The 15,010-nt window shown below is 41.6% G+C and carries 16 protein-coding genes; 12 read left to right on the top strand and 4 right to left on the bottom strand.

The features are described 5' to 3' along the window. Positions 1-196: 196 nt before the first annotated feature. Positions 197-346: a small acid-soluble spore protein O gene (gene sspO, locus M1E09_RS12740; RefSeq protein ID WP_044022356.1), complete on the bottom strand. Its 150-nt coding sequence runs from the start codon at positions 344-346 to the stop codon at positions 197-199. Between the two features lie 312 nt (positions 347-658). Here sspO and acnA point away from each other — a divergent pair, with 312 nt between their 5' ends. From acnA to M1E09_RS12690, 10 genes are all read left to right on the top strand, one after another. Then, the gene (gene acnA, locus M1E09_RS12735) at positions 659-3,370 is read left to right on the top strand and encodes an aconitate hydratase AcnA (RefSeq protein ID WP_456271243.1); all 2,712 of its coding nucleotides are present in this window, start codon (positions 659-661) and stop codon (positions 3,368-3,370) included. Between the two features lie 166 nt (positions 3,371-3,536). Then, the gene (locus M1E09_RS12730) at positions 3,537-4,112 is read left to right on the top strand and encodes a peroxiredoxin family protein (RefSeq protein WP_456271242.1); all 576 of its coding nucleotides are present in this window, start codon (positions 3,537-3,539) and stop codon (positions 4,110-4,112) included. Between the two features lie 139 nt (positions 4,113-4,251). After that, positions 4,252-4,395, top strand: a complete 144-nt coding sequence (locus tag M1E09_RS12725) for an FbpB family small basic protein (RefSeq protein ID WP_456271241.1) — start codon at positions 4,252-4,254, stop codon at positions 4,393-4,395. A gap of 101 nt (positions 4,396-4,496) precedes the next feature. Next, complete coding sequence (locus M1E09_RS12720; protein ID WP_456271240.1) at positions 4,497-4,640, top strand: acid-soluble spore protein N; 144 nt, start codon at positions 4,497-4,499, stop codon at positions 4,638-4,640. A 36-nt stretch (positions 4,641-4,676) separates the two neighbouring features. Further along, positions 4,677-4,931 carry a small acid-soluble spore protein Tlp gene (gene tlp, locus M1E09_RS12715; protein WP_456271239.1) on the top strand — a complete coding sequence of 85 codons (255 nt, stop codon included), beginning with the start codon at positions 4,677-4,679 and terminating at the stop codon, positions 4,929-4,931. A 155-nt stretch (positions 4,932-5,086) separates the two neighbouring features. Beyond that, the gene (locus M1E09_RS12710; RefSeq protein WP_456274979.1) at positions 5,087-5,452 is read left to right on the top strand and encodes an acyl-CoA thioesterase; all 366 of its coding nucleotides are present in this window, start codon (positions 5,087-5,089) and stop codon (positions 5,450-5,452) included. 16 nt (positions 5,453-5,468) lie between these two features. Then, complete coding sequence (locus M1E09_RS12705) at positions 5,469-5,768, top strand: hypothetical protein (RefSeq protein ID WP_456271238.1); 300 nt, start codon at positions 5,469-5,471, stop codon at positions 5,766-5,768. 67 nt (positions 5,769-5,835) lie between these two features. Beyond that, entirely contained in the window at positions 5,836-7,452 is a 1,617-nt protein-coding gene (locus M1E09_RS12700) for a diguanylate cyclase domain-containing protein (protein ID WP_456271237.1), read from the top strand. A 17-nt stretch (positions 7,453-7,469) separates the two neighbouring features. After that, entirely contained in the window at positions 7,470-7,841 is a 372-nt protein-coding gene (locus M1E09_RS12695; protein ID WP_456271236.1) for a response regulator transcription factor, read from the top strand. Next, positions 7,834-10,662 carry an ATP-binding protein gene (locus M1E09_RS12690; protein ID WP_456271235.1) on the top strand — a complete coding sequence of 943 codons (2,829 nt, stop codon included), beginning with the start codon at positions 7,834-7,836 and terminating at the stop codon, positions 10,660-10,662. The genes M1E09_RS12695 and M1E09_RS12690 overlap by 8 nt, the downstream gene beginning before the upstream one ends. A gap of 40 nt (positions 10,663-10,702) precedes the next feature. Here the strand turns inward: M1E09_RS12690 and M1E09_RS12685 are convergent, their stop codons facing one another. Beyond that, positions 10,703-10,993 (bottom strand): HesB/YadR/YfhF family protein, encoded by a 291-nt coding sequence (locus M1E09_RS12685; RefSeq protein WP_456271234.1) that lies wholly within the window; start codon positions 10,991-10,993, stop codon positions 10,703-10,705. A 155-nt stretch (positions 10,994-11,148) separates the two neighbouring features. Between M1E09_RS12685 and M1E09_RS12680 the strand changes: the two genes are divergently transcribed. Further along, positions 11,149-11,412: a hypothetical protein gene (locus M1E09_RS12680; RefSeq protein ID WP_456271233.1), complete on the top strand. Its 264-nt coding sequence runs from the start codon at positions 11,149-11,151 to the stop codon at positions 11,410-11,412. Positions 11,413-11,497: 85 nt separating this feature from the next. On the opposite strand, the gene M1E09_RS12675 is transcribed toward M1E09_RS12680, so the two are convergent. Together M1E09_RS12675 and plsY are read right to left on the bottom strand one after the other, a co-directional pair. Next, positions 11,498-12,643, bottom strand: coding sequence for a CapA family protein (locus M1E09_RS12675; protein ID WP_456271232.1), 1,146 nt, complete (start codon positions 12,641-12,643; stop codon positions 11,498-11,500). Positions 12,644-12,818: 175 nt separating this feature from the next. Continuing rightward, on the bottom strand, positions 12,819-13,412 hold the full coding sequence (gene plsY / locus M1E09_RS12670) for a glycerol-3-phosphate 1-O-acyltransferase PlsY (RefSeq protein ID WP_456271231.1): 594 nt from the start codon (positions 13,410-13,412) through the stop codon (positions 12,819-12,821). Between the two features lie 293 nt (positions 13,413-13,705). Here plsY and M1E09_RS12665 point away from each other — a divergent pair, with 293 nt between their 5' ends. After that, a complete protein-coding gene (locus M1E09_RS12665; RefSeq protein ID WP_456271230.1) occupies positions 13,706-14,989 on the top strand; it encodes a purine/pyrimidine permease in 1,284 nt (427 codons plus the stop codon). Positions 14,990-15,010 lie beyond the last annotated feature (21 nt).

The following is a 15,010-nucleotide window of genomic DNA, read 5'->3' as shown; positions in this document are numbered from 1 at the left end:
ACGGTATGCTGTAACACCAATAAAAAATAGCATACGAATAACGGTGCAAATTCGTATGCTATGGATTTTTACGTTTTGTACCTCTGAAGTGAACTGCTTACTCGTTGAAGGCAGTCCCTTTTTATTTGGTAACACAAGCCCAATTAATTGAGTAATGGCAGTGAATTTTGTTAAAATATATGTTGAAATTGTTTGATTATTGATTTTTCTTGCGTTTTTTGTTGTTTTGTCTTTGAGCAGCCGTTAATGGTTCATTAGAGAACTCTTCATTGTACCCTGCTCCAGTACCTTGAGCTTTGGCAGCATTCATGCCTTCACGGATGTGATTTGCTTTTCTTTTAGCCATTTCACTTCACCTCCCTCTGGAATATCGTTTCCTCGGGAGGCTTATCCTATTAACAAAATTGTTTTCTCAGGATAACAATGAACAGGCCGACATGTCAGAGTATTCAATCAAAGACCCAGGTAAATCAATGGTTCATTTCTTTTTGAAATGCAAATCCAAAATGTCATAAGAAATACTTATCAAACACAATAACTTTCTTGATATTTACTTATGTAATCGCTTGTATTAAGATGTTAATGTGAACAAAGTTGAAAACAGTATCAAACTTTTCACCAACGTAATCGTTACAATCTCATAAGAGGGGGAATCGAGATGGCGACAAACGACGTATTTAACTCCCGTTCTTCTTTCGAAGCTGCCGGGAAACGCTATCACTATTATCGTTTAAAAGCTTTAGAAGAGGCTGGCGTAGCAAAAATTTCACGCTTACCTTACTCAGTGAAGGTATTGCTTGAATCTGTGCTTCGTCAATTTGACGGTCGTGTAATCAACAAAGAACATGTAGAAAACCTGGCAAACTGGGGATCTGCTGACGTACAGGAAGCAGAAGTTCCATTCAAGCCTTCACGTGTTATCCTTCAGGATTTCACAGGTGTACCTGCTGTAGTAGACTTGGCTTCATTGCGTAAAGCAATGGCTGACATCGGCGGAGATCCTGACAAAATCAATCCTGAAATTCCTGTTGACCTGGTCATTGACCACTCAGTACAGGTTGATAAATATGGTACAGCTGACTCTCTTGCAGTCAATATGGACCTTGAATTCGAACGTAATGCCGAGCGTTACCAGTTCTTGAGCTGGGCGCAAAAAGCATTCAAAAACTATCGTGCTGTACCGCCTGCGACAGGTATCGTCCACCAGGTTAACCTTGAGTATCTGGCAAATGTTGTTCATGCTGTCGAAAATGAAGACGGTGAATTTGAAACATACCCTGATACACTTGTAGGAACTGACTCCCATACAACGATGATCAACGGAATCGGTGTACTTGGATGGGGTGTAGGCGGAATCGAGGCAGAAGCAGGTATGCTTGGACAGCCTTCATACTTCCCGATCCCTGAAGTAATCGGTGTGAAGATGACAGGAGCACTTCCTAATGGTGCGACTGCAACTGACTTGGCGCTTAAAGTGACTCAAGTCCTTCGCCAAAAAGGTGTTGTTGGTAAATTTGTTGAGTACTTCGGTGAAGGTGTTGCGACACTTCCACTTGCAGACCGTGCGACAATCGCCAACATGGCGCCAGAATATGGTGCAACTTGCGGATTCTTCCCGGTTGATGCAGAGTCTCTTGACTACATGCGTTTAACTGGCCGTTCTGAAGAGCACATTAATGTAGTTGAACAGTATCTGAAAGAGAACGATATGTTCTTCACTCCGGATAAAGAAGATCCAATTTACACGGATGTTGTAGAAATCAACCTATCTGAAATTGAACCGAATCTTTCCGGTCCTAAGCGTCCGCAAGATTTGATTCCACTTTCTGAAATGAAATCTTCTTTCCATGATGCGATCACGAACCCTGAAGGTAACCAAGGTTTTGGTCTTGATGAGAAAGAAATTAATAAAACTGCTACGTATACAAACAGAGATGGTGAAGAAGTTAAAATTCCTACTGGTGGTATCGGTATTGCTGCGATTACATCTTGTACGAACACTTCTAACCCATATGTAATGCTTGGTGCTGGTCTTGTGGCTAAAAAAGCTGCAGAAAAAGGCATGATCGTTCCTGATTATGTTAAAACTTCTCTTGCTCCAGGATCTAAGGTCGTAACAGGCTATCTTGAAGATTCCGGCCTGCTTGAACCTCTTGAGCAGCTTGGCTTCAACCTGGTAGGTTATGGTTGTACAACATGTATCGGTAACTCCGGTCCGCTTCTTCCGGAAATTGAGAAGGCAGTGGCTGATGCAGATCTATTGCTGACGTCTGTTCTTTCCGGTAACCGTAACTTTGAAGGACGTATCCATCCGCTTGTAAAAGCAAACTACTTGGCTTCACCACCATTGGTTGTGGCATATGCTCTTGCTGGAACAGTGGATATTGACCTTCAAAAAGATTCTCTTGGAAAAGACAAAGACGGTAACGATGTATTCTTCGCTGACATCTGGCCAACTCAGGACGAAGTGAAGGATGTTGTTAAGCAAACCGTTACACCTGAATTGTTCCGCAGAGAATATGAAAATGTATTCCAGGACAACAAACGCTGGAACGAAATCCAAACAAGCAATGAGCCATTGTACAGCTTTGATGATAAATCAACGTACATTCAAAATCCTCCATTCTTTGAAGGATTAGCTACGACACCGGAAGACATCAAACCACTTGATGGGCTAAAGGTTGTTGGTAAGTTCGGTGACTCAGTGACAACTGACCACATTTCTCCTGCCGGTGCGATCGGAAAAGATACTCCAGCGGGTATTTACTTGCGCGAGAATGGCGTAGAGCCACGCGACTTCAACTCTTACGGTTCACGCCGAGGAAACCATGAAGTCATGATGCGCGGAACTTTCGCCAACATCCGTATCCGTAACCGCATTGCTCCAGGAACAGAAGGCGGATATACAACTTACTGGCCTGAAGACGAAGTTATGGCAATGTACGATGCTTGCATGAAGTACAAAGAGCAAGGAACTGGTTTGGCAGTACTTGCAGGCAAAGACTACGGTATGGGATCTTCCCGTGACTGGGCTGCCAAAGGTACTAACCTTCTTGGCATTAAAACAGTTATCGCTGAAAGCTACGAGCGTATCCACCGTTCTAACCTTGTAATGATGGGGGTACTTCCTCTTCAATTCAAGAAGGATGAAAATGCTGATACACTTGGCCTGAAAGGTACAGAATCAATCTCTGTAGAACTTGCTGAGGGCGTTAAGCCGCGCGATATCGTTAAAGTTACTGCTACTGATGAAGATGGTAACAAAACTGAATTCGACGCATTGGTTCGTTTCGATTCTGATGTAGAAGTTGATTACTATCGTCACGGTGGTATCCTTCAAATGGTACTTCGCGACAAACTAAAAGCATAAAGCTTGAACACCCGCTTCTTTATGGAGGCGGGTGTTTTTTATTTGGGGGAATGCCATCATCATTCCAAGCACCCATATTTGTGCTGCAGCAAAAAAGCCAAATTAAATAATAAATCGAGACAAGCCCTCATAAAATGAGGTAATACATATTTGGAGGGCTGTGTCAGTGAAAAAACTGATTGGAGTTATGCTTATTTTCTTTTTCGGCCTTGTTGTTTATACAGATAACAGTTCGCAAATGGTCCTGTACGATTTTGATGAGGCAGAGGAACAGCAGGCGAGTTCCACGATCCAACCGTCTGTACAAAGAACTGAAGATGTCCCTGACAGACTGCCTGGACCCAAAATCGGTGAAGCTGCACCAGAATTTAAATTGAAAAATCTGTCAGGGGAAACCATTGCTTTATCTGAATTTAAAGGTAAAAAAGTATTAATCAATTTCTGGGCCGCATGGTGTTCGCCTTGTACGAAGGAACTGCCTGCACTGCAAGCATTCATGGAAGCAAATGTTGACGGTATCGAAGTGATTTCAATCAACATCGATCCAGAAGAACATGCGGCTGAATTCGCAGAAAATGCAGGGGTGACATTTCCAGTACTCTTGGATGAAAAGGATGAGGTAAATGAAGCTTACCAAATCATCTCAATTCCCACGACTTTTCTAATTGATGAAGAAGGGAAGGTTATCAATAAACATATCGGAGCTCTTGATGAAGAAGGTTTCCATGTTTTTGTTCAGTGACAGCTACAGGTAATTAATTCACTTGAGACGTGCGTTATGTGAAAAACCTCTCTTTTTAAAAATTTTAGAAAATTTAATTATAAACAATAGGCCTCTTGTCCATACTATTAGTAAAATAAAGAGAAGAGAGGCTGAAAATATGCGTAAACCGAGAAAAAAGTCATTTGCAGACCTGGTGAACGAAAATAAGAAAGCATTAATGATGGATGCGGAAGCGATTGATGCTATAGAAGAGCGAATTGAGTCCCGTCTCGAAATCAAGCGTATGAATAAAGCAGAGTAAAAAACATATTAAATTGCCAGCACAGGCAGGATTATCTAGTCAAACAATACTCATATCTTCCCTCCCTTTGGAAATTCTAATGATTAAGGGAGGGATTTTCTATGAGCAACCCAAAGGGAAGCAGAAAACATTTTATGCCAAACCATATTGGCACCCAGCCTCGCGAAGCAGGTGGCAATAAAGGACGTCAGATGCAGGATAAATCAGGTCAGCATGCTCAAGTGATCCAGACAAAAGGTGAATAATAAATATAAAGCCCTTATTTAAAGGAGGAACCCGCAATGGCAGAATACAAAAACCGACCTAATCCAGATGACCGCAGTGATAATGTTGAAAAACTGCAGAGTATGGTTTTTCACACCATTCAAAATATGGAAAGAGCTGAAGAATCTATGGCTTATACAGACAGTGATGACCAAAAACAAGCTATAGAGGCGAAAAATGAAAGGCGTCGGGAAAGTATCGATGCGTTCAGAAGTGAACTCAAAGACGAAGCTGCGCATCAAAGAAACGGTCAAGATAACCAATATAGGTAAGCAAAAAGCTGCTGGAATTTCCGGCAGCTTCTTCATATAGGACAAAGCACTTTGATATGATAAACTTATAGTGATAAAACAAAAAAAGAATTAAGGTGAATAAATTGTATATATCAGAGAGAACTATAGAAGTCCGTTATGCTGAAACAGATCAAATGGGGGTAGTGTATCATGCCAATTATTTAATATGGATGGAACTTGGAAGGACAAAATTAATCGAGGATTTAGGATTCAAGTATGCTGACATGGAAAAAGATGGAATTATTTCACCAGTCATTGATATAGAGATAAGTTATAAGAGCCCTGTCCGTTATGGTGAAAAAGCTTTTGTGAAGACATGGATAGAATCATACGATGGACTCCGGGTCACATATGGATATGAAATACTCAATGAAAAAGGGGACCTTTCCGTTACGGCGATTTCCAAACATGTATGTGTCAAAAAGGAATCCTTCAGGCCGATATCAGTTAAGAGACTTTATCCTGACTGGCACGAGGCTTATGAAAAGGCAAAAAAATAACAAAAGGATATGAACTATGGCATTTGGCATTGATAAAAAAGAATTAGCTGCATGGAAGAAGGATATCGATGAAGGGAAAATTGCTTTTTTAACACATTATTGGCTGGATGAGCGCTTTCCTGGATGCAAGACGGTTACCAAGGCAGGTGCCAAAAATGTGGACGACCTTGCTGAGTGGGGAGAAAAGTACGGTTTAAAAAGAGAATGGATTGATGATCGGAGAGACGATTATCCACACTTTGATCTTTTAGGTGAAAACCAAAAAAGGATTCTAGAAGCAGAAAACCTCATCAGTCATCTTAAACGCTTTTTTTAAGGAAGTAACTGGCCCAAAGATGGACTAGTACTTTCTATACATCTACTAAATTTTATTGGAGTCTTATATGAAGAAAATGCAAGTTTACCAGTTAAAGTTAATTGAAAATATCAGAAAGACACTTTCAGAGTGGCTGAGTTCAAATGAAGAAATACCAGCCAGTGAGGTAAGGAGGTTTTTCCATTCTGTCAGCGGGACAGCCCCGACCATTGAGCTTGACGAAATAGGCAATATCGCTGCTGCTGCTTTAAAGCTTGTCGACAACAGGCCGGATGAAAATTGGAGCAGAAGAACCCTTCAGGAAAAGATTGCCCCACTGCTGAAAGAGTGTTACCAATTTCAATATGAAAACGAAATGGATTATCCGATAAACGCAGACAGCACTGACAGAAGCAAAATCGTTTTCCTTGTGGAAAGGGACACGGACTTTCTCATTTACATCAAAGATTATTTAGAGAGAAAAGGTTTTCATGTGTTTGCTTTTACAGATTGTGATAAAGCGATTTCGGCTCTATATGACATTAAACCCGACTGCATCCTATTGGATATTCTTCATGAGAGAGAGAACGATCTTGACAGGCTATCCCAAATGACCAAGACTGTTAAAACTCAATACGTTCCGGTGATGGTTATCTCAGACATTTCATCAGATACCATCCGCATGGCGAGCTATAAAAAAGGTGCAGATGATTTTATTTCCAAGCCTTTCATTTTGGAAGAGTTATATGTCCGGATGAACAGGCAGATTGAAAGAAAAGGATTTGTCGATCATTTAATATTAGTTGACGAACTTACTGGTCTATATAATCGTAAATATCTTTTGAAATCCTTTACTCAGCTATGCTCCCGACAGTGGGAGGAAGACCAGAATTTATCCATTGCTTTTCTGGACCTTGATCACTTTAAAAGCGTGAATGATCAACATGGCCACTTAACTGGAGATGCTGTTCTGAAAGGGTTTTCCCAGTTTGTAAGAAAGAGGTTAAGACCTGAAGAAAGCTTGATTAGATATGGAGGTGAAGAGTTCGTTCTTCTTGCTCCCAACCTTTCAGCTGAAGAATGCAAAAATCGCCTGGATAAAATTTTAAAAGAATTCTCGTCCTTATCCTTTAAAGGGGAACAAGGCAAAGAATTTGCTTGTACATTCTCTTCAGGTATTGCAGAAGTTGATGCTACCGTCTCCACTTCCCTTTCCTATTGGCTTGATTTGGCTGACCTTGCATTATATACATCAAAGGAGAACGGGAGAAAACAAGTGACAATTTTCAACCGCAGTATGAGCTCCTCTTATAAAACAGTGGCAGTAGCACTGTTGGAAGATGATCCAATTATGCAGGTGCTCCTGACCAATACAATCAAGCAGGCAGCTGCTTCTAACCATATACCTGTTGAGATCACCAGGTTCGACAGCGGAGAAGAGCTCTTGGAGAGCGGCTGGATGGACCGACACCAAAAAGGGATGGTCTTTCTTAATATATTCATGGCCGGAATGAACGGCATAGAGACGTTGCAGCAGGCTGATTTCAAAAATTTCACGGTGTTAATGCTGTCTGCTGAAACTAGAAAGACGGAAATGATCCAGGCGATCGAATTGGGAGTTGCAGACTATGTGATTAAACCTTTTTCGATCAACAGCCTGGAAAACAAGATTTTATTTTACCTGAATAAATTTGCAGATCATTGATAGGGAGAGTTGGACACATGAAGAAAATTCTTTTAGCAGAAGACGAAGATGTCCTTCGGATGCTGATAATGGACACGCTGGAAGATGAAGGCTATGACATAGATGAAGCGTGTGACGGCGGGGAAGCAGAGTCATTTGCTTCATCTGTAAAATACGATTTAATCCTGCTGGATTACATGATGCCGGTCAAAACTGGTTTGGAAGTAATCGGAAGTATCCGAAATAGTGAAATGAATGCCAGCACAAAAATAATGATGCTGACAGCTAAAAGCCAAAAATCTGATGAAACAACGATTTTGCAGGCTGGTGCTGATTACTTTTTAACAAAGCCGTTCAGCCCGTTGATACTGGCTGATAAAGTAAAGGAAATTTTGGCAGAGGATGAATAATTATTTTCAGACAAGCCTAGCCAGACGTTTCGCCTCATTAATGATCGTGTTTATCATTTTATTTTTGATAGGGGCAAGCATTATCCTATATAGTCAGTTTCATATACAGAGGGATTACGAACAGTCTAATAATATTGCAGAAGAAAAGGAAGAGATCATCATTCAAGTGGATGAGAGGTTTACCAAGGCAATATTGGATATTCGAGGGTATATTGCTTTTGGCAATGAGGAACTGAAAGATAGAGCTTTGGGGCAAAAAGAGATAATACAAAGGCATTTAGTAGAATTCAGTGAAATGCCCCTTACTGCAAAAGAGCAGCTATTTTTATATGATATGAATATTTTCTACAGATATTATTTTGAAGAGACAATCCCTGGTATTCTTGAAGACTTAGAAGAAGGAAATACGGAAGCAGTGATCGACCTGGCCAATAATTCGGCAACTAAAAAGGTAACAAACTTTCAGGATAGAATAAATGAGTACCGTCTTGATCTGGATTCTCAGGTCGAGGAAAATGCTGATGCCCTTGCCACTGTATATAAACAGATGCAATGGTTAATGTTCGCGTTCGTCCTTTTCATGCTGCTCATACTGTTATCGATTACCCGTATCAGCTTGAACCGCATAGGCAAGCCGCTCAGGGAACTTGCTTTTGCAGCTGATAAGGTGAGCAGAGGGGATGAAACGGATATAGTGTTTACTCCTGACAAAAGGAAAGATGAGATATCCATTCTGAAGAACAGCTTCTTATCGATGATTACGGCCATTAAAGAGAATGAACAGCATTTGAAAGACAGCAATGACGAACTTTCTGAGCAGCAGGATGAATTGCAGGCCCAGCAGCTTGAATTGGAAAATCTCCTGGGGCAAATGGAAAATCGTGAAAATCAATTGCGGCACCGTAATAAACTGATTAAAAGCCTATCTAACTCCCTTGATAGGAATGAAGTGCTTCATTCGATTGTTAAAGGATTTTCAGGGGTGATCCATGCTGATAGAGGGATCGTCGTCCTTCTGGATTCCGGAAGAAACTATGCGAAATGGGGAGTTTCAGAGGAGGCAGCAAGCCAATTCGTCAGCAGTTTGGCAAATGACGGGCAAATTAACCGGTTACTGGAAGAACGGATGTCATTTGTTGTTAAGAGGGATGTGCCATCTCAAGAAAAGGGAATTCACCAGGAAGACCAATCCTGCTGGGATTTATATATTCCTGTCCTTTCCTATAACGGAAAAGTGGAGGCGGTTATGGTTTATACCCGCTTTTCACATGGGTATTCTTCTGAAGAAATTCAAGAATATTCCTCTTTATCAAAACAGGTTTCGCTTTCCTTGGAAAAAATTAAACTGTTTGAATCTTCTGAGGCGGACCGCTTGATGAATAATGATATTCTCAACACCATTCATGAAGGAATTCAACTGTTGGATACGAATGGTCGGATTCTGCATATCAATCAAAAATTCTGTTCTATTTATGATTGTGCAGATCCGAAGAAATATATCGACACGCCATTTGCTGAGTGGTTAACAGGCATAGAACAGAAGGTTGAACTGCCTGAAAAGCTTAATGAGTTTGTGGAGAATCTTTATACAAATTCAGCCAGTACATCAAAACAGACACAATATAGAATAATGCAGGGGCAGCCGAGAATGGTTCAGGTATATGCAGAGCCTTTGTATCGAAGTGAAACTTTGTCTGGGTGGGTCCTGGTGCATAGAGATATTACAAAAGAATATGAAGCAGATCAGATGAAAAACGAGCTTGTCAGCACGGTTTCCCATGAATTGAGAACGCCTCTTGCCAGTGTGCTGGGATATACAGAACTATTAATCAATCGTGAACTGAAAGAAGAAAGACAGAAGAAGTACTTGAACACGATTTACCAGGAAGCACAACGTCTGACAACGCTGATAAACGACTTTCTCGATGTCCAGCGGATGGAAGCGGGCAAACAGACATATGACAAGAAATATGAGTCCCTAACTCCTTTATTAAAAAGTGTAATTGAAGATATTCGGATTAATACATCCATCCATGACATCCAGTTTGTCAGTGAAACAGAAGGGGACATCGTACTTGGGGATCGGGACAAGTTGTTCCAAGTATTCCAAAATCTCATACAGAATGCAGTCAAGTATTCACCGGACGGCGGGAATATTACGGTTAAGCTTTCCTCCTCCGACGATGGCCTGCATGTATCTGTAAGGGATGAAGGCCTAGGGATTCCTGAAGAAGCAATCCCTAATCTGTTTACGAAGTTTTACCGGGTCGATAATACAGACCGCCGTAAGATCGGCGGTACTGGCTTAGGGCTCGCTATTGCGAAAGAAATCGTGAAAGCGCATGAGGGAGATATAGGCCTGTCTTCAACACTTGGCAAAGGAAGTACGTTCACCATCACTCTTCCAAAAGTAAGTGAAGTAGCTGAATCAGCTGCAGATACCTACCTCTCCTCAAAACAAGGGAAAAGGATCGTTGTAGTGGAAGATGATCAGCAATTGGCGTCACTGCTGTCCAATGAATTGACAGAAAGCGGATTTGTCATTAAAACGTTCGATAATGGTGAAGAGGCATTAAGCTTTATTACAGAAAATCCTCCAGATGCGATTATTCTGGACATTATGCTGAGCATGTCCAAACTCGACGGCCTGGATGTACTTCAGTCATTGAAGAATAATCCTGGACTATGTGATATTCCGGTCTTCGTCTCAACCGCGTTGGATGAAAAAGAAAAAGTAATGGAACTTGGAGCAGATGGGTTCCTTGTAAAACCATATTCACCGAGCAGACTTACAGCTCTTGTGGTGAACAAATTAATATAACGGAAAAAGTGACGGCGGGATTCTTACCGCCGTCACTTTTTTAATTTTTATATTCATATAAAGGCTCTACAAGTTTTTCATTAAAGTTAACGTATAAATCATGGCCGGAAAAGAACCAGAGATCATTTTCTTCTACAAAAAAGGTGGTGCCGTTTATTTCTTTTTTGGCTCCAATATCAATAGGATCCTCCTTATTGACGCCGAGCGAGAATGATTCATGAAGGGGACTCGAACCACCATACCTCACATAGAAGCGGATATAATCGCCTTCTTCGATATTCATTTCATCTTTGAACCATTGCAGTGCATCATCTGAAAAAGATATGTCCATAACTGTACTCCTTTCGTTTCACTGTCTTCATTTATTATATGATGATTTTCTTTCCTTCAGCCAATTATCCGCTCACATAAGAGAAATGGATGGATGCGGGAATACTCTTTGTGTTATTTTAAATACTAATACATAGGAAAAAGGAGCTGAATAAAATGAGCAGCCTGAAACTCTTTAACAGCATTGGTGCCGGTATCTTCAGCGGTATGGTCCTTATGACATTTATCCAACTTCACAAAATGGAGGATATAATTGAAGCGTCAGGTTTTATTGCAGCAGCCGCTGTCATTTATTTTCTGCTTGTGTGGATGGGCCATAAAGGCCGTAAGAAGGCTTTCACTTCAGTAATATTCGTGTTGGCCCTGCTTGCAGTAACCGCGGTCTTATTCCATCATGTTTTGTTCCCGGCACCACACTAAAAAGCGGAAGCGCCCCGTTTAGCCCCGACAGGCGAATGTTCCGAAGAGCAAAAAATCCTGACCCGTATAGGGACAGGATTTTCTGTTATTGGATATTCATCACATGGGACACCATTTCATCTTCAGGAAAAGGGACCAGCCCGTTTTGATATGCTTGTGCCAGTGGAAGTATGCGATAATTACGGTAATTTGACTGAGTCACATACGTCGGCTGGAAACCGATTTCTGGAAACGTTATTCTTTTTCCGTTTTCATCAATAATCTTTTGGACGGTGACGTTGGCGATTCCACCGATATTCTTCAAGTCACCCTCCTGGCCTGAAAGGAAATTACCCAAAGAATAAATGACAACTGCCTCACGTCCATCTGCTGTCGTCATTTTTTCAATCGGCTGCAGCACATGGGGATGATGGCCGATGATTAAGTCTGCCCCCGCATCTGTCAGCTGCCGTGCAAGGGTTTTCTGGGTTTCATTAGGAAATCTTTCATATTCATTTCCCCAATGGGCTGCCAATACAACCATGTCCACGCCCAGGTCTCTTGCCTGTTTGATATCCTCTTTCATTACATTGATATCGATGAGATTAACAAGGTAATCCTTCCCTTGGGGAACGGGGATTCCGTTTGTCCCGTAAGTGTAGGCCAAAAGAGCAAATGAAATGCCGTTGACGTTAAAGGTCCGGATATTCTCGCGGTCTTCCTGGCTTTTAAAAGCTCCCGTGTATGGTATGCCGATCTCCTCATAATGAGAAATGGCACTCAACACCCCTGTTGTCCCCTTATCCAAAGAGTGATTGTTCGCAGTTGTCAGTGCATCTACCCCAAGCTCCTGAAGGGCATCGACAATCTCATAAGGGCTATTAAAGGCGGGGTAGCTTGAAACTCCGAGGTGGGCTCCACCCGGTAGTGACTCCTGATTGGCTATCATAAAATCAGGCTTCTGCAAAAAGGTTTCTACATCCTGAAACATCGGCAGGAAGTTATAAGAGTCTCCTTCTTCCGCATCGCGGTACACTGTATTATGCAGGAGAACATCCCCGATTGCCCCAATGACTGCTTCTGATGTATAAGACTTTTCTTTCAATACTGTTTCAGAGGCTGTGTGAAGGCTGTATGTACCCGATTGATCGGGACCATCCGCAGCTTGATACTGGGTCATGACTAATGCTGAAGCAATGATAATCAGAATAATGGCTAAAGCAGAACCCCAAAAAACTTTCTTGTTCATCATACCAACCAACTTTTCTCTAAAAATTTTATAACAGGATAAAAGTCCTTTAATATTCATTATAGTAGTGCTTGTCTTATAAATAAACACCCTACCCTGAAAATTCCCTATTAATAGGATAAAATGAGGTCAATTCACAAAGAATGCCATATACCTGGAAGGTATACGGCATTCTTTTTTACTTTTTAAATGAGAGCCATTTGATCTTGGGCTCAGTCTTGCTCTTTATCCTGGCTATATTTGCCCTGTGCCTGTATACCACAAAGAAAGAAAGGGCACCGACAACGATGATAAGCGGAAGATCTCCGGTGAATAACGCATATATAAATGCAAATACGGCTGTTAGAATGGAAGATAACGATACATATTTAGTAAGGAATAAGCAAAGCAGAAAGACTAATAGCAATAATACAAACAGAAGCGGAACATAGCCTAGCAGTACACCGCCTGATGTTGCGACGGCCTTGCCGCCCCGGAAGTTTGCAAAAACAGGATACATATGGCCTATGACAGCTGCCACCCCTGCAATCAGCATGTGCAGTTCTGACTCAAAAAGAACAGGAAGCATCACTGCTGCCGTTCCCTTAAGGATATCCATGATGGTCACGACCATCCCTGCTTTTACCCCGAGTGTCCTGAAACTGTTTGTCCCGCCAAGATTTCCGCTTCCGTGTTCCCTGATATCTTTTCCGAAAAAGGCTCTGCCGATAATTAACCCTGATGGAATCGATCCCAACAAATATGCGATTACAATAATAAGTGCAATGATCATTGATACAACCCCTTTAACCCGTATGCTGCAAAGAAAAAGCAGCTCGTTAGTATGAATCCACACTATTTTACCATGAAAAAGAACAATATGGGAGAAGTGAAGCTAAAAAATTATGACCAGCTATTATAACTTGCTAATATTAGTCTATTCTTATGGTTTTTCTGCTATACATATAATATCTTTTGATAACTAAAAGAGCATACGGGCTGTTTGGATTTTTTTGAGAAAAAAAGAAAGGAATATCTGCCTCATATGCTAGAATGTAGGATAGATTGTTAGAATGAGGTGTAAGAATGAAAACTTTTTTTACAGGGCTTCAGTGGATGGCCTTTATGGTAGCCGGCTCCATTGCCGCACCTATTGCAATAGCTGACTTATTTCAGCTTCCGGCTGAGGAGACAGCAGGTTTCATACAAAGGACGATGTTTGTTCTGGGGGCAGCAGGCATTTTGCAGGCTCTAATTGGACACAGAATGCCTATTAACGAGGGGCCTGCAGGATTATGGTGGGGCGTATTCGCCATTTATGCAGGGTTTGTCGGAACAATATACGGATCAAGTAATGAAGTTTTGCAGCTTCTTCAGGGTGGAATGATCGCAAGTGGTGCCTTTTTCTTTTTCTTTGCGTTAACAGGCTGGCTTTCAAAGTTGACACGATTGTTTACTCCGACTATCACATTTATTTATCTGCTGCTGCTCATATTCCAGCTTAGCGGTTCATTTATTAAAGGCATGTTCGGGATTACTGGAGAGCAGCCAGGCATTGATTTTCTTATATTAACGGGAAGCTTGGTGACATTCTTCCTGACACTGTACCTTTCAAATCATAAAGTGGAATGGATTAAACGCTATTCGATTATCTTCTCTCTCGCCATTGGCTGGCTGCTGTTTATTGCAATCGGCAAAACTGGCAGCACTCCGGCATCAACAGGCGAAATCCTGTCATTTCCAGATATCTTCGTATTCGGAATGCCGGCTTTTGACCTGGGTGTCATTATCACTTCCTTTTTCATCACACTCTTACTTATTACCAATATGATCGCATCGGTCAGGGTGATGGAAGAGGTAATGAGCCGAAATGAAATCAAGCTGCATAAACGCTATAACCAGGCAGGGACGGTTTCCGGAATCAATCAGCTTCTCGGAGGAATATTCTCAGCTGTTGGATCTGTGCCGATTTCAGGTGCTGCCGGGTTTGTTTCTGCAACAGGGATACTCTCAATAATCCCATTCATCTTTGGAGCGGCACTCGTAGTGGTCATCAGTCTATTCCCTGATGTCATGAACATATTAGCCACATTGCCAGCACCTGTCGGATATGCAGTTACATATGTCATTTTTATCAATATGGTGGGCCTTGCTCTTGGTGAATACAAAAAAGAACACAGCCAGGAACGCTCGAATTTTGTCGCAGGAATCGCACTGATTGCCGGTGTCGGGCTGATGTTTGTTCCACCGTCAGCTTATGAAGGTGTGCCTGCAGTGGCTGCCTCGATATTGAATAACGGCCTGATTATCGGCACGATTACGGCCATTATTGTAGAACAATTTCTGATGCGGAAAAATAAAGATTTATAAGCATAGGAAAATTTTTGAAGC

The organism is Bacillus sp. AK031, assembly GCF_053903065.1.
This window is presented reverse-complemented; position numbering and strand designations above follow the sequence as displayed.

What these genes read in the sequence shown, in the direction of transcription:
- sspO (WP_044022356.1), bottom strand. Translation starts at nt 346, where the DNA reads ATGGCTAAAAGAAAAGCAAATCACATCCGTGAAGGCATGAATGCTGCC.
- acnA (WP_456271243.1), top strand. Translation starts at nt 659, where the DNA reads ATGGCGACAAACGACGTATTTAACTCCCGTTCTTCTTTCGAAGCTGCC.
- M1E09_RS12725 (WP_456271241.1), top strand. Translation starts at nt 4,252, where the DNA reads ATGCGTAAACCGAGAAAAAAGTCATTTGCAGACCTGGTGAACGAAAAT.
- M1E09_RS12720 (WP_456271240.1), top strand. Translation starts at nt 4,497, where the DNA reads ATGAGCAACCCAAAGGGAAGCAGAAAACATTTTATGCCAAACCATATT.
- tlp (WP_456271239.1), top strand. Translation starts at nt 4,677, where the DNA reads ATGGCAGAATACAAAAACCGACCTAATCCAGATGACCGCAGTGATAAT.
- M1E09_RS12710 (WP_456274979.1), top strand. Translation starts at nt 5,087, where the DNA reads ATGGGGGTAGTGTATCATGCCAATTATTTAATATGGATGGAACTTGGA.
- M1E09_RS12705 (WP_456271238.1), top strand. Translation starts at nt 5,469, where the DNA reads ATGGCATTTGGCATTGATAAAAAAGAATTAGCTGCATGGAAGAAGGAT.
- M1E09_RS12700 (WP_456271237.1), top strand. Translation starts at nt 5,836, where the DNA reads ATGAAGAAAATGCAAGTTTACCAGTTAAAGTTAATTGAAAATATCAGA.
- M1E09_RS12695 (WP_456271236.1), top strand. Translation starts at nt 7,470, where the DNA reads ATGAAGAAAATTCTTTTAGCAGAAGACGAAGATGTCCTTCGGATGCTG.
- M1E09_RS12690 (WP_456271235.1), top strand. Translation starts at nt 7,834, where the DNA reads ATGAATAATTATTTTCAGACAAGCCTAGCCAGACGTTTCGCCTCATTA.
- M1E09_RS12685 (WP_456271234.1), bottom strand. Translation starts at nt 10,993, where the DNA reads ATGGACATATCTTTTTCAGATGATGCACTGCAATGGTTCAAAGATGAA.
- M1E09_RS12680 (WP_456271233.1), top strand. Translation starts at nt 11,149, where the DNA reads ATGAGCAGCCTGAAACTCTTTAACAGCATTGGTGCCGGTATCTTCAGC.
- M1E09_RS12675 (WP_456271232.1), bottom strand. Translation starts at nt 12,643, where the DNA reads ATGATGAACAAGAAAGTTTTTTGGGGTTCTGCTTTAGCCATTATTCTG.
- plsY (WP_456271231.1), bottom strand. Translation starts at nt 13,412, where the DNA reads ATGATCATTGCACTTATTATTGTAATCGCATATTTGTTGGGATCGATT.
- M1E09_RS12665 (WP_456271230.1), top strand. Translation starts at nt 13,706, where the DNA reads ATGAAAACTTTTTTTACAGGGCTTCAGTGGATGGCCTTTATGGTAGCC.